The 14,199-nt window shown below is 66.9% G+C and carries 11 protein-coding genes; 10 read left to right on the forward strand and 1 reads right to left on the reverse strand.

The window, feature by feature from the left end; translation table 11 throughout:
• The first annotated feature begins 64 nt into the window (after positions 1–64).
• From N0B15_RS17475 to pheT, 5 genes are all read left to right on the forward strand, one after another.
• On the forward strand, positions 65–1,624 hold the full coding sequence (locus N0B15_RS17475) for a tryptophan--tRNA ligase (protein WP_263020996.1): 1,560 nt from the start codon (positions 65–67) through the stop codon (positions 1,622–1,624).
• A gap of 74 nt (positions 1,625–1,698) precedes the next feature.
• Positions 1,699–3,240 (forward strand): hypothetical protein, encoded by a 1,542-nt coding sequence (locus N0B15_RS17480; RefSeq protein ID WP_263020997.1) that lies wholly within the window; start codon positions 1,699–1,701, stop codon positions 3,238–3,240.
• 55 nt (positions 3,241–3,295) lie between these two features.
• The gene (locus tag N0B15_RS17485; protein ID WP_263020998.1) at positions 3,296–3,544 is read left to right on the forward strand and encodes a hypothetical protein; all 249 of its coding nucleotides are present in this window, start codon (positions 3,296–3,298) and stop codon (positions 3,542–3,544) included.
• Positions 3,545–3,814: 270 nt separating this feature from the next.
• Positions 3,815–5,347, forward strand: coding sequence for a phenylalanine--tRNA ligase subunit alpha (pheS, locus tag N0B15_RS17490; RefSeq protein WP_263020999.1), 1,533 nt, complete (start codon positions 3,815–3,817; stop codon positions 5,345–5,347).
• Positions 5,347–7,071 (forward strand): phenylalanine--tRNA ligase subunit beta, encoded by a 1,725-nt coding sequence (gene pheT / locus N0B15_RS17495; protein ID WP_263021000.1) that lies wholly within the window; start codon positions 5,347–5,349, stop codon positions 7,069–7,071. The genes pheS and pheT overlap by 1 nt, the downstream gene beginning before the upstream one ends.
• 159 nt (positions 7,072–7,230) lie before the next feature.
• Here pheT and N0B15_RS17500 read toward each other — a convergent pair whose 3' ends face one another.
• Positions 7,231–7,428 carry an AbrB/MazE/SpoVT family DNA-binding domain-containing protein gene (locus N0B15_RS17500; protein ID WP_263021001.1) on the reverse strand — a complete coding sequence of 66 codons (198 nt, stop codon included), beginning with the start codon at positions 7,426–7,428 and terminating at the stop codon, positions 7,231–7,233.
• A gap of 231 nt (positions 7,429–7,659) precedes the next feature.
• On the opposite strand from N0B15_RS17500, the gene N0B15_RS17505 reads away from it, so the two are divergent.
• From N0B15_RS17505 to leuS, 5 genes are all read left to right on the forward strand, one after another.
• Positions 7,660–7,968, forward strand: coding sequence for a non-histone chromosomal MC1 family protein (locus N0B15_RS17505; RefSeq protein WP_263021002.1), 309 nt, complete (start codon positions 7,660–7,662; stop codon positions 7,966–7,968).
• Between the two features lie 444 nt (positions 7,969–8,412).
• The gene (locus N0B15_RS17510; RefSeq protein ID WP_263021003.1) at positions 8,413–9,735 is read left to right on the forward strand and encodes an MFS transporter; all 1,323 of its coding nucleotides are present in this window, start codon (positions 8,413–8,415) and stop codon (positions 9,733–9,735) included.
• A 104-nt stretch (positions 9,736–9,839) separates the two neighbouring features.
• A complete protein-coding gene (gene pheA / locus N0B15_RS17515; RefSeq protein WP_263021004.1) occupies positions 9,840–10,652 on the forward strand; it encodes a prephenate dehydratase in 813 nt (270 codons plus the stop codon).
• Positions 10,653–10,737: 85 nt separating this feature from the next.
• The gene (locus tag N0B15_RS17520; RefSeq protein WP_263021005.1) at positions 10,738–11,175 is read left to right on the forward strand and encodes an Hsp20/alpha crystallin family protein; all 438 of its coding nucleotides are present in this window, start codon (positions 10,738–10,740) and stop codon (positions 11,173–11,175) included.
• Positions 11,176–11,268: 93 nt separating this feature from the next.
• On the forward strand, positions 11,269–14,118 hold the full coding sequence (gene leuS / locus N0B15_RS17525) for a leucine--tRNA ligase (RefSeq protein ID WP_263021006.1): 2,850 nt from the start codon (positions 11,269–11,271) through the stop codon (positions 14,116–14,118).
• The last annotated feature ends 81 nt before the right edge of the window (positions 14,119–14,199 follow it).

A 14,199-nucleotide genomic window follows, 5' to 3' on the forward strand; every position in this document is an offset into this window, starting at 1 on the left:
TTCACTCTCGGAGTCGCGAAAACGAACCCTTTTTGCGCTTCACAGCGGGAGTAGGTGACAATCAATGACAGGCGACACCGACGACGAGACCCGGCCCGACGGCGGGACCGTCGACGCCGAGGGGGCAGACGAGGTCGCCCTCGACCCCTGGGGCTCCTCGAGCGTCTCCGACTACCGCAAGCTCTTCGAGGAGTTCGGCATCGAGGAGTTCGACGAACTGCTCGAGGCGGTGGCGAACCCCCACTACCTGATGCGCCGGGGCGTGATCTTCGGCCACCGTGACTACCGGCCGGTCGCCGAAGCGATGCGCGAGAGCGAGCCGTTCGCGGCGCTCTCGGGTTTCATGCCGACGGGCGACCCGCACATCGGCCACAAACTGGTGTTCGACGAACTCATCTGGCACCAGCAACAGGGTGGCGACGCCTACGCGCTCATCGCCGACCTGGAGGCCCACTCGGCGCGCGGACTCTCCTGGGCGGAAATCGACGGACACGCGCGCAACTACCTGCTCAGCCTGCTGGCGCTCGGCTTCGACCCCGAGGAGGGGACGCTCTACCGCCAGTCCGAAGAGCGCGAGGTCCAGGACCTGGCGTTCGAACTCGGGGCGGAGGCGAACTTCTCGGAGCTGCAGGCGATCTACGGCTTCGACGGCGAGACCGACGTCTCGCACATGCAGTCGGTCGTCACCCAGATGGCCGACATCTGCTACCCACAGCTCGAGGAGCCAAAGCCCACCGTCATCCCCGTCGGGCCGGACCAGGACCCTCACGTCCGACTGGCCAGAGACCTCGCCTCGCGGATGCGGTTCTTCGGCGTGACGACCGCCTACGCGAGTTTCGAGGCGACCGACGAGGAACTCGACGTGCTCGAGACGGCCTACGACGCCCGCGAGCACTACGCCGACGACCCCGAGGTGCCTCGCTGCGTCGAGGCCGCCGCGTGGCTGGCCGAGGCGGACGTCGAAGATGGTCCCGCCCTCGAGTCGGTGCTCGAAAAGCTCGAGAACGCCGGGATGGAGCCGATCCGGCCGCGGACGCGACTGCTCGACCGGCGGGCAAGCGAGGCGGCGTTCGAGGGACTGATCGACGCCATCGAAGGCGAGAAGCGCGTCTTCGAGGGCCACGTCGACGCCTTCGACCTCGAGGCGGCCGAGGCCCGCGCGCTCGCCCGCGAGGTCGAACTCGAGTACGACGGCTACGGCTTCCGCGCACCCTCGTCGATCTACCACCGGTTCATGTCGGGGCTGACCGGCGGAAAGATGTCTTCCTCGATTCCGGCGAGTCACATCTCGCTGCTCGACGACCCCGAAGACGGTTACGAGAAGGTGAAGTCGGCGACCACCGGCGGCAGAGAGACCGCCGACCTCCAGCGCGAACTCGGCGGCAAAGCCGACGAGTGTCCGGTCTACGAACTCTACGCCTACTTACTCGCCGGCGACGACGACGCGTTCGCCACGGAGGTCTACGAGGAGTGTGTCGGCGGCGAGCGCCTCTGTGGCGGGTGTAAAGAGCAGGCGGCCGTCCTGATGCGCGAGTTCCTCGAGGACCACCAGGAGAAACGCGCCGAGGTCGAGGAGTTACTCGAGGAGACGGGAATCGAACTCGAGTCGCCGCGACGCGGCTGAACGGGGCGAGTCGGCCGGTATGATTCATTTTCGGGGATAAAGATTTAACACCTGGTTCGGGGAAACGATAGAGGATGAAGCCGGATCGTTCCGGCGGTTCGAACCGGGCAGCGCTCGTCTGCGCCGACGTCCTCGGTGCGTTCGGCGTCTCCCAGACGGACCTCCCCGTCGGAGACGAGCGCCGCCACGCGGCGTCGCTCGAGGAGACGCTGGTGAGCGCGCTCGAGGACGCCCGCGACCGGACGGCGTTTCTCCGCCAGACGATCTGTCGCTCGCCGCGCGGGGTCGACTGCTCGGCACGCCACGCGACGGCCGACCTCGAGCGCGAACTGGCGGCGACGTTCGACGCCATCGGCTGGACGCTGACGATCACCGACCGCGAGCGAGGGCTACACGTCCGCGCGAGCGACGGTGCGACGAGTCGGGAGACCATCGCCGTCTACCCGGCGACGCCGCTCGAGCGGGACAACCTCCCGGCGGTGCTCGCGGCGGTCAACGAACGCCTGCTGTTCGGCGTCGACGCCGAGTTCGTGTTGCTCTCTGCGGGTGTTGACCGCTGGCGGGCGGCGCTGATCGAGACCGACCAGCTCGAGCGGCTTCGCGCCAGTTACGGCGAGCGGATCGCGGCGTTCGAACGGCCGCTGGTGCCCGAACACGACCTCGAGGCGTACACCGAGGACATCTCGGGCACGGCCGACGAGACCGGGCCGTGGCCGGCGTGGGCGCTCGAGCGCACCCGGCGGCGGTCGGTCTCGACCGGGAACGAGCCGACGGGGGAGGCTGGCGACCGGACGGCGGTCTCGAGCGGCGGGGCGTCGGATACTGGCGGCGTCGACACACCGACGACGGTGTCGCTCATCGAGGAGGCGGAGCCCGACCGCGAGCGCGCCGCGGGCGGGGCGAGCGTGCGGCGAGTATCCGCGTCGGGACGCGAGGGCCAGGAGGCGACGGCTCGAGCAGCCAGTGCGAGCGAGGCGGCCAGCCGCCAGCGCGACGGGTACGAACTCGTCGGCGCGGCGAGCGTCTCGCGAGTCGACGGTACCGTGGACACACCGAGCGCCGCGAGCGAGAGCCGTCGCTCGAGCGAGCGAACCGGTGAGACACGGATCGGCGGATCGCCGACGAAGGTGCGCTCGAGCGGAGCGAGCGGCGACGGGCAGGAGACGAGTGATGGCGCTGTGGACGCGCGAGATGGTAGTGATGGTGGGAACGCTCGAGATGGTGACGACGGGAACGCTCGAGCGGCGGTGGTCTCGAGACGGGAGCGTCGGGAGACGAGCACCGAGGGTTTCGGAACGCTCACCGGCGGGGTGAAGACGGCCCGTGTCTCGAACGACGCCTTCGGGGCGGACGTCGAGACGCCGACGGAGGACGACCGTTACCGGGCGCTCGGGGCGGCGATCGGCACCGGCCGGAACGTCTCGGTCAGGGGGCTGCTCTACGACGAGGAGTTCCTGCCGACGCTGCCGGCGATCGAGCCACTCGAGACACGGATCGAGTACGACGACGAGTTCGATCCGGGCGCGCTCCCGGAGGCGAAAGCCGTCGCCGAGGAGTCGGGATTCGTCTGGGTCGATTCGGGGTCGTTGGAGTCGACGCGGATCTCGAACGGGTGAGAGCAAGCGAGCGCTCGCCCGGCGTTCAACTACCAGTGTCACGTACGCCCTCGAGATGACCGAACTGACCGTTCACGAGGAGGCGACGCCCGAGGACGCACGCGAGCAGGTGCGGGGGTTCGTCGACGTCGGCGACGAAGTCGAGGTGTACCGCGAGGTGATGACCCGCGAGAAGAACAACCGCATCTCGGGGACCGTGGCCGCACTCGAGGAGGAGTTCCTCGGCGTCGAGACCGACCCCGGTGACCTCGAGAGCCTCGAGTACGGCGAGGTCGACCGACTGGTGCTGGTCTCGCGCGAGTGAGCGGCGCGGGCGACACCCGCAAGGTTTTTCGCTCGGCGCTGCGCGGGGTGGGGTATGGCACTCGAGTCCCGACCCCGTGCCGGTGTCGACCGTGAGCGACGGCCAGTGACGACGGGATTCGACTTCGTTTTTCCCCGGTGAATCCGGGGTCGGTGGAGCCGCGAGCGCCCACACCGGGCGGACGCGGGAAACCGACCGACTCGAGCACTCGGCTACGCCCCGAGTATCGGAACCGCTAACTGACCGACACACACCACTCAAAGTAAGCGAATGCAACTTCCCGACGCACAGGCCGCAGTCCTCGAGGCTGCGAGCGCAGACGAGGCACAGACCGTCGACGCCCTCGCTGCGGCGACCGACCTCCCGCCGGAGACCGTCACCGGCGCGGCCTTCGAACTCGAGGAGGCCGGGTTGGTCGCTGTCAGCGAGCGCGTCGAGGAGACGCTCACCCTCACCGAGGAGGGCGAGACCTACGCGAGCGAGGGGCTGCCGGAGATCGGCCTCTACGAGGCGGCGCGCTCGGCGGGCGCGGACACCGAGGCGATCCAGATGGGCCAGGCCATCGGCGCGTCCGGACTCGAGGGACCGCAGGTGAACATCGCGCTGTCGAACTACGCCAGGAAGGGTTACGGAGCGATCGAGAGCGGCGAGATCACGGCCGACCCGGACGCGGAGCCGGCGGCCGACGCCGAAGCGACGGCGCTCGAGACGCTCGCGAACGAGGGCGACGAGCCGGTCGCACTCGACGCACTCGGGCTCGACGCGGACGTCCTCTCCCAGCTCGAGCGCCGTGAGTTACTCGAGCGCAGCGAGACGACCGTCAGGGCGGTGACGCTCACCGAGCTCGGTCTGACGGAAGTGATGGCGGGTATCGAGACGGCGGAGACGGTCGGGCAGGTCACCCCGGAGCTGCTCACGGGCGGCGAGTGGCGCGAGGCGGAGTTCAGCGCCTACAACGTCGAGGCCGACGCGGCGCGCCTCGAGGGCGGGAAGGTCCACATCCTCCGCCAGACGGCCGACCGGGTCAAGGACGTGCTGGTGGGGATGGGCTTCCAGGAGATGGAAGGCCCACACGTCGACGCGGACTTCTGGATCAACGACTGTCTGTTCATGCCCCAGGACCACCCGGCGCGGACTCACTGGGACCGCTTCGCCTTAGAGCAGCCGACCGAGATCGGCGACCTCCCCGCCGAACTCGTCGAGCGGGTCGAACGCGCCCACCGTGAGGGTGTCGGCGCGGACGGCGAGGGCTATCACTCGCCGTGGGACGAGGACTTCGCCCGCGCGCTCGCGCTGCGTGGACACACCACCTCGCTCTCCGCGAGGTACCTCTCGGGGTACGAGGTCGGTGAACTCGAGCCGCCCCAGCGCTACTTCAGCGTCGAGAAGGTGTACCGGAACGACACGCTCGATCCGACCCACCTGCTCGAGTTCTTCCAGATCGAGGGCTGGGTGATGGCCGACGGCCTGTCGGTGCGGGACCTGATGGGCACCTTCGAGGAGTTCTACGCCCAGTTCGGGATCACGGACATCGAGTTCAAACCCCACTACAACCCCTACACCGAGCCGAGCTTCGAGCTGTTCGGCACCCACCCGACGACGGGCGAACTCGTCGAAATCGGTAACTCCGGCATCTTCCGTCCGGAGATGCTCGAGCCCCTCGGCGTCGAGTGTGACGTGATGGCGTGGGGGCTGGCGCTCGAGCGCCTGCTCATGCTGATGTACGGCTTCGAGGACATCCGTGACATCCACGGAACGCTGTGTGACCTCGAACTGCTGCGGAACACGGAGGTGACCTACTGATGCCAACCGTCGACGTCGACCCGGAGGAACTGCGCGCGCTGACCGGCCAGGAGGGAAAGAGCGACGAGGAGTTGATCGACGACCTGTTCGCGCTCGGTCTCGAGTACGAAGGTGAGACCGAGGAGGGCGCGTTCGAACTCGAGTTCGCCCCCGACCGGCTGGATCGGCTCTCGGTCGAAGGGGTCGCCCGCTCGCTGCGCTATCAGTACGGTGACGCCCGTGGCGTCTACGTCCCGAAGACGAACTCGCCGGAGTGGACCATCGAGGTCGACGAGGCGGTCCCGCCGGAGCGCCCGTACGTGACGGGAGCGGTCGCCCGCGGTGTCACCCTCGACGAAGAGGCGCTCGAGTCGCTGATCCAGCTCCAGGAGAAACTCCACGCGACGATGGGCAGAAAGCGCGCGAAGGGCGCGGTCGGGATTCACGACCTCTCGATGCTGAAGGGCGCGTCCGCGACCGAGGGGAGTCCGAGCGTCCGCTACACCGGTGTCGAACCCGGCGGCGACCGGTTCGTCGCGCTCGACTCCGACGAGGAGCTGACCCCCGAGGAGGTCCTCGAGCGCCACCCGACGGGCCAGACCTACGCCGGTCTGGTGCGCGAGAACGAGAGCGGGCGCTACCCGGCGATCTACGACGACCTGGGGCTGTTCTCGTTCCCGCCGGTGATCAACGGCCGCCGGACCGAGGTGGGAACCGACTCGCGGGACCTGTTCGTCGAACTCACCGGCACCGACCAGTGGACGATCGACAAGATGTGTGTGATCGTCTGCTACGCGCTGGCCGCCCGCGGGGCGACCATCGAGTCGGTGACCGTCGAGTATCCGGACCACGACCTCGTCCGGCCGGACCTGTCGACGAAGACCAAACGCGTCACCCACGAGCGCATCGAGACGATCCTGGGGATCGACCTCGAAGTGGCGGACGTGATCGATCTCGCCGAGCGCGCAGGTCTCGACGCAGCGGTGCTCGCGGACGACGGCGAGGACGAGGGGACGAGCTACGAGGTGACGATTCCGCCCTACCGCGTCGACGTGCTCCACCCGCTCGACCTGATCGACGACCTCGGGCGCGCCTACGGCTTCAACGAACTCGAGCCACGCTATCCCGACGTGGGGACCGTCGGCGGCCGCCACGAGCGGACGCGACTCGAGGACGCCGCGCGGACGGGGCTGGTCGGTCTCGGTTTCGAGGACCTGCTCAACTTCCACATGATCAGCGAGACCGAGAACTTCGAGCGGATGGGCGTCGACCCCGACGACGACGTCTTCGGCGCGGGCACGCCAGCGAGCATCAAAGAGCCCTACAGCGAGGATTACACGATGCTCCGGACCTGGGTGTTGCCGTCGCTGCTGATGGTTCTCGAGAACAACACCCACCGCGCCTACCCGCAGGATCTGGCCGAGGTCGGCTTCAGCGCCCGTGTCGACGGACGCGAGAACACGAAGGTGCGCGAGACGCGCCACGTCGCCGCCGCCCTCGCGCGCCACGACGCGGCCTACGAGGACGCGAAGGCGCGGCTACAGGCGATCGTCGGCCACTTCGGGAAGACGGTCGAGACGCCCGCGAGCGAACACCCATCGTTCATCCCGGGCCGGTGTGCATCCGTCGTGATCGACGGCGAGGAGGTTGGTGTCATCGGCGAACTCCACCCGGCCGTCCTCGTCGAACACGACCTCGAGGTGCCCGTCGCGGCGTTCGAGTTCGACCTCGCCGCGCTCGAGTGAGCGCAGCGAGACTGGCCGGTCACGGGCCGCCAGAGGGAGTGAGTGAGCGACGGGCGACTCGAGACGGAGGAGACGGAATCGGAGCAGGTGTCTCTCGCGTGAGAGCACGGCCGTAGGCGACGCTCCGGGTGGCGAGAGGCGCAGACCGGACAGGTGTGTTCAGAATTCGTGTTCTACCTCATCCTTGTCCGCCTTCTGGATGATGATCTTGTCCTCTCTGACGCGGACGAACACTTCGTCACCGATCTCCATGCCTGCAACGGCGAGTTCGTCCTCGTGGAGGTTGAGGTGTACGTTGTGGTATTCTCCGTGTTCGTCCTTCGCACCGCTTGGACTCAACTTCTTTTTCCGTACCATCGCGGTATTCTACGAGGAACTTCGCTGTAGGATATACTTAAGTGTTTTCTACGCCACAGCAAGCGATAACCGACGGTCACCGTCGGCCGAGGGCGGATTCGCGCGACTGAGACGGTATCTGAGCTACAGATGGCGCAGGGTGTACACTTAAAGATACCGGCAGCAGGCGTCTGTTTTCAGGGATATCTTTATGTCACACCATGTGCTGATGTGGCATGGAGGGCCAAAACCATGGTACGTGAAGATGGTAAGCGGAATTTTGCACTGCGCAGATCGAACGGTGACGAATCGAGCGTGTTCTCCGGGAACACGCCGAGACAGGCCGCGCTGAAAGCCGCTCGGCGACTCGAGCCCGGCTCGAGCGAGGACGAAGCCGAGCGAGTCGAACTCAGGCTGCGAGAGAAGGGGACGAGCAAGGTCCACATCTACGACGGCTGGGCGTGGGAGGAGACGGCCCCCGACGACAAGCCCGACTGGATGCCCGACGACATCACCGAAGCGAACGTCTCGAAGAAAGGAATCGAACACCTCGAAGAGTGACTGCTGGGAGCTATTTTGCAGATACGGATTCGGTAGCGGCGCGCTCGTGGGTCGTATAGCGGTACGTGTGCGAGTGCGAGGGAACGCCCGGGCCGACACCGACAGGTCGCAGCGGACGACGCGAGTGCGAGCACGCGTAGCAGAGACGAGACGCCGGCGAGCGCTCGAGGCGGGCGTTGACGAACGGCCGAAAGTACCCGGGTCGAGGAGGCACCGAGTCGCCGTTCGGATCCTACAATCCATACTAGGACATACTGATTTTTTGGCTCGAGTATCGAACACGGTATTTTTTAGCGTTTTTTAAACCACCACCGTTATGTAGGTACGAATGTACAGATGGTACCGTGATATACGAATGAACGTCGAGAATTTATCTGTATTCGTGGACAAAAGCGTTGTTGGTTCCGAGCTGTCTGTCGCTGACGGGCTCGAGGGGGTGAACGGATGATCGACAAGAAGTGGATCAACCTGTTGCTCGCGACGGCGATGTTCAACCTCGGGTTCGTGATCTGGTTCTCGTTCGCGCCCTTCACGGGTGAGATCGGGACCGAGTTCGGACTCACGACCGCCCAGCTAGGTCTCGTCGCGAGTCTGGCCGTGATCGCCGTCCCGATCGGTCGCATCATCGTCGGCCCGCTCACCGACCGCTTCGGTGCGCCGAGAGTGGCCTGCGCGACGCTCGTGCTCGTCGGTACCTTCTCGATCATCAGCGCGTTCGCACAGACGTACGAGGTGTTCACCGCCTCGCGCGTGATCGCCTCGCTCGCCGGGATCACCTTCGTCATCGGCATCCAGCACGTCGCTCAGTGGTTCGAAGAGGAGAACCTGGGCCTGGCTGAAGGGATCTTCGCGGGTGTCGGCAACGCCGGGGCCGGTCTCGGCGCGTACTTCACGCTCCCGCGCATCTTCGGCGAGGGATACAGTGACCCCATCTTCGCGGCGAACTGGCGAGCAGCCTTCTTCTACACGGGCGCGCTCGCGATCGTCCTCGGTATCCTCTACCTGGTGTTCGGCCAGGCAGCGAAGACCGAAGAGCGCCGACTGGCTGCCAAGGAGGGCGTCACCCTCGAGCAGTGGCTCTACATCGCGACCCGCCACGCCGCGGTCGTGCTCGCAGCCGCCTACATCATGACCTTCGGGCTCGAGGTCGCGATGAACGGCTGGCTCGGTACCTACTACCGCGAGGGCTTCAGCCAGGACAACCTGGTGATCGCGGCGACGTTCGCCGCCACGTTCTCGATCGCTGCCGGGCTGCTCCGTCCACTCGGTGGCTACATCAGTGACGTGGTCGCTCGCAACGAGAAGGACATCCTGCCGTGGTTCGAGGGACGCTACCGCGAGCAGTGGACGTTCGCGACGATGTCGTGGGTCGTCATCGCGCTCTTCGGCATGACCGCGGCTGGACTGACCGGCAACGTCTACCTCGCCGTCGCCGCGGGCTTCCTCGTCGGCGTCGGCTGTGCGTTCTCCGAGGGAGCCATCTTCGCGCAGGTGCCCGCCATGTTCCCGAACAACTCTGGCACCGTCGCGGGCATCGTCGGCGGCGTCGGCACCGTCGGTGGGACCGTCTACCCGCTGATGTTCGCCGCACCGTTCCTCCCGAACCTCCACGTCGGCTACGCACTCGTCGGTCTCACCATGATTCCGATCCTGCTGCTCACCGCGTGGGTCTTCCAGCCACACATCGCCGAGCGTTCGACCGAAGACGGCTGGTTCATCGACGAGGCACCCGCCCAGCCCACCGGTGGTGTCGCCGCAGACGACTGAAAACCGGGCCAGAACGCCGGATTCCGGTCTCGAGCACTCGAGCGCGCCGCCCTCCAGCCACTCGTCCGACGGCCTTTTGCCCTCGAACCCGGTAGTGGCCTTCAATGACCGTCGTTACGCTGGGACCCGAAGGGACCTACTCACACCGTGCCGCGCGCGCCGTCGCCGACGGAGACGAGATCGTCTTCCGCCAGTCGGTGACCGCCATCGTCGACGCCGTCTCGAGCGGCGAGGCGGCCCGCGGCGTCGTCCCCATCGAGAACAGCATCGAGGGCAGCGTCACCGAGAGCCTCGACGCCCTCGCCGAGTACGAGGTGGCCGTCGTCCGCGAGGTCGTCACGCCGATCAAACACGGTCTCCTCGCGCAGGGTCCCGAGTTCGACACCGTCGCCAGCCACTCACAGGCGCTCGCCCAGTGTCGCACCTACCTCGAGACCGAGTACCCCGACACCGCCTTAGAGGCCGTCGCGAGTACCGCCCAGGGTGTCGAGTACGCCCGCGAGGATCCCTCCATCGCGGGCATCGGCCACCCCGACAACGCCGGTGACGGACTCGAGGTGCTCGCCGAGAACATCCAGGACCAGTCCTCGAACGCGACGCGCTTTTTCGTCGTCGCCCCCGCGAGCGAGCGCGCCGACGGCGGCGGGAAGAGTTCGTTCGTCGTCTACCCGAACACCAACTATCCGGGGCTGTTACTCGAGTTGCTCGAGCCGTTCGCCGACCGCAACATCAACCTGACGCGCGTCGAGTCCCGTCCGAGCGGCGAGCGTCTGGGCGATTACGTCTTCCACCTCGACGTGGAGGCTGGCCTGTACGAAGAACGCACGCAGGCGGCCGTCGCCGACATCGAGGAACTCGCGAGAAACGGCTGGGTCCGCAGCCTGGGTTCGTACGACCTCGAGCACGTCGTCGGGTGACCGACGCGGGGATGGAGCCGACAGCCGGCGTTCTGTCGTCTCCGTCCGGGCAGAATTTATGTGCGTCGCCGACCTACGGACGAGTATGCGACGCAATCCGTTCGACGAACTCGAGGAACTGCTCGACCGCGTCAGCCGACAGGTCGAAGAGGGGATGGCGAGCGGGACGGGCCTGCCAGTACCGGGATCGGTGGCCGTCGACGTCGCCGACTACGACGAGGAGTACGTCGTGACCGCGGATCTACCGGGCTACGAGACCGACGACATCGAGCTGACGCTCACCGAGGGCACGCTGCGACTCGAGGCCGAGCGCGAACGGGAGACGGAGACGGCCGACGAGGAGGGTGCAGACCGGTACATCCGCCGCGAGCGGACGAGTCGGTCGATCAGCCGACGGTTCCGGCTGCCCGAGCCGGTCGACGAGGAGGGCGTCTCGGCCAGCTACACCAACGGCGTGCTGACGGTGACGCTGCCGAAACACGAACCCGCCGAGGAGGAGTCGAAACGGATCGACATCGACTGAGTACGACGGCCGACACCGACCGAGCGCGACGGCCGTCACGGCGGCGGCCGCGATGTGGGAGTTCTTTTATCGCACCCGCGACAACGGGAGGGCATGAGCTACGACCCGCAGGAACTCGAGGCCACGTGGCGCGAGCGCTGGGCCGAGTCGGGGCGCTACGAGGCCGACCCCGACGGCCGGGACGAGGCGACGTTCGTGACGGTGCCCTACCCCTATCCGAGCGGCGGGATGCACATCGGACACGCCCGGACGTACACCGTCCCCGACGTCTACGCGCGCTACCGCCGCCAGCAGGGTGACAACGTCCTGTTCCCACTGGGCTGGCACGTGACGGGAACGCCGATCATCGGCGCCGTCGAGCGCCTGAAGAAAGGCGAGGAGAAACAGCTCTCGGTGCTCAGAGACACCTACAACGTCCCCGAGGAGACGCTTCGCGACCTCGAGACGCCGATGGGCTTCGCCCGCTACTTCATCGAGGAACACTACAAGAAGGGGATGGTCGACCTGGGACTCTCGATCGACTGGCGTCGCGAGTTCACCACGAACGACGAGCGCTACTCGCGCTTTATCACCTGGCAGTACGAGACCCTCAGAGAGCGCGGCCTCCTCGAGAAGGGTCTCCACCCCGTCAAGTACTGCACCGAACAGGAGAACCCGGTGACGACCCACGACCTCCTCGAGGGTGAGACCGTCGAGTACCAGGAGTACACGCTGGTGAAGTTCGAGGATACAGGCGGCGAGGAACTCGTCTTCCCGATGGCGACGCTGCGCCCCGAGACGGTCCGCGGGGTGACCAACGCCTACGTCGACCCCGAGGCGACCTACGTCGAGGCGACCGTCGACGGCGAGCGCTGGGTGGTCGCCGAGGAAGCCGTCGAGAAACTCGAGTTACAGGACCACGAGGTGACCGTCGAGCGCGAGACGACGGGGGCGGCCTACGTCGGCGAGCGCATCAGCAACCCGGTCACCGACGACGAGGTGTTGATCTTGCCCGCCGACTTCGTCGACCCCGACAGCGGCAGCGGCGTCGTCATGTCGGTGCCCGCCCACAGCCCCGACGACTACCTCGCGCTGCAGGCGGCGAAAGCCGACGAGAGCCGCCTGCGTGAGTACGACGTCGACCCCGAGGCGGTGGCCGCCATCGAGCCGATTCCGATCCTCTCGGTCGACGGCTACGGCGAGATTCCCGCGAGAGACGCCGTCGAGTCCCACGGCGTCACCGACGCCGCCGATCCCGACCTGAAAGCCGTCACCCAGGAGGTCTACAACAAGGAGTTCCACCAGGGGGTGTTGAACGACGAGTACGGTGAGTACGGCGGCGAGATCGTCGAGGAGGTCCGCGACGACCTCAAGGCACACTTCCAGTCCCAGGGCGCCTTCGACGCGATGTACGACTTCCCCGAACCCGTCATCTCGAGAGCGGGCGGGAAGGTCGTCGTCTCCGAACAGGAGACCTGGTTCCTCCGGTACAACGACGCCGCGTGGAAGGAGAAGACGCTCGAAGCGGTCGCCGACCTCGACGCGATCCCCGAGAACACCCGCGAGCAGTACGAACACACCGTCGGCTGGCTCGAGGAGTGGCCCTGTATCAGAAACTACGGGCTGGGCACGCCGCTGCCGTGGGACGACGAGTTCGTCATCGAACCCCTCTCGGACTCGACGATCTACATGGCCTACTACACCATCGCCCACCGACTGGCCGACGTGCCCGTCGAGGACCTCACCCCCGAGTTCTTCGACACCCTCCTGCTGGGCGAGGGCGAGGACGAGACCGCCCTCGAGTTGCGCGAGGAGTTCGACTACTGGTACCCCGTCGACTACCGCTGTTCGGGCAACGACCTCATCTCGAATCACCTGACGTTCTTCCTCTACCACCACGCCGAACTGTTCGAAACGCCCCAGTGGCCCCAGGGGATCACCATCATGGGCATGGGCTTACTCGAGGGCGAGAAGATGAGTTCCTCGAAGGGCCACGTCGTCCTCCCCGGCGAGGCCATCTCGACCTACGGCGCGGACACCGTCCGCTTCTTCCTGCTCAACAGTTCGGAGCCGTGGCAGGATTACGACTGGCGCGCAGACGAGGTCGGCGCCGTCAGGGACCAGCTCGAGCGCTTCTGGAATCGCGCGGTCGAGATCATCGAGCGCGCAGCAGACGAGTCTGGGGACGAGGACGACCTCGAGCGCGTCGACTACTGGCTGCTCGCGAAGCTCCAGGAGTGTGTCCGCGAGGTCACCGCGGCGATGGAGCGCTTCGAGACCCGCTCGGCCAGCCAGACGGCCTTCTACCGCTTCGAAGAACACCTCAAGTGGTACCGCCGACGGACCGACCTCGAGCGCCCCGGGGCACAGTATACGCTCCGGACCGTCCTCGAGACGCGCCTGCGCCTGCTGGCTCCGTTCGTCCCCTTCCTCGCGAACGAACTCCACGAGCGGCTGACCGGCGAGCCTGCAGAGGACGTCCCGTGGCCCGCGGTCGTCCCCGAGTTCGACGAGCCGACGGTGATCGAAGAGGAGCGCCTCGTCGCCTCGCTCGCCGACGACGTCCGTGACATCGTCGAGGTGACCGGTGACGACCCCGAGACGGTCCGCGTCTACGCGCCCGCCGCGTGGAAACGCGAGGTGTTCGAGACCGTCGTCGAGGAGGGACCGAACCAGGGCGCGGTGATGGGCACCGTCATGCAGAACGAGGCGCTACGCGAGAAGGGCAACGCCGTCAACGCGCTCGTCTCCGACCTCGTCTCGTTCGTCCGCGAGCGTGACGAGGCGACGCTCGAGGTCCTCGCCGAGATCGACGAGCGCTCGGTCTACGCCGACGCCACCGACTTCCTCGCCGCCGAGTTCGACGCCGACGTCGAGGTCTACGCCGAAGACGGCGACCCCGTCGACCCCGCCGGAAAGGCCGCACACGCCCAGCCGTTCCGCCCGGCGATCCACCTCGAGTAGCGTTTCACCGAGTGAAGAAGGCGGCGGGCTTTATCGCCGCCTCCGTCGTGCGAGTGAGTATGAGCGCCGCGGCCGTCGCGG

It is taken from the genome of Natronobiforma cellulositropha (genome assembly GCF_025629245.1).
GTDB classification, from domain to species: Archaea; Halobacteriota; Halobacteria; order Halobacteriales; family Natrialbaceae; genus Natronobiforma; species Natronobiforma cellulositropha.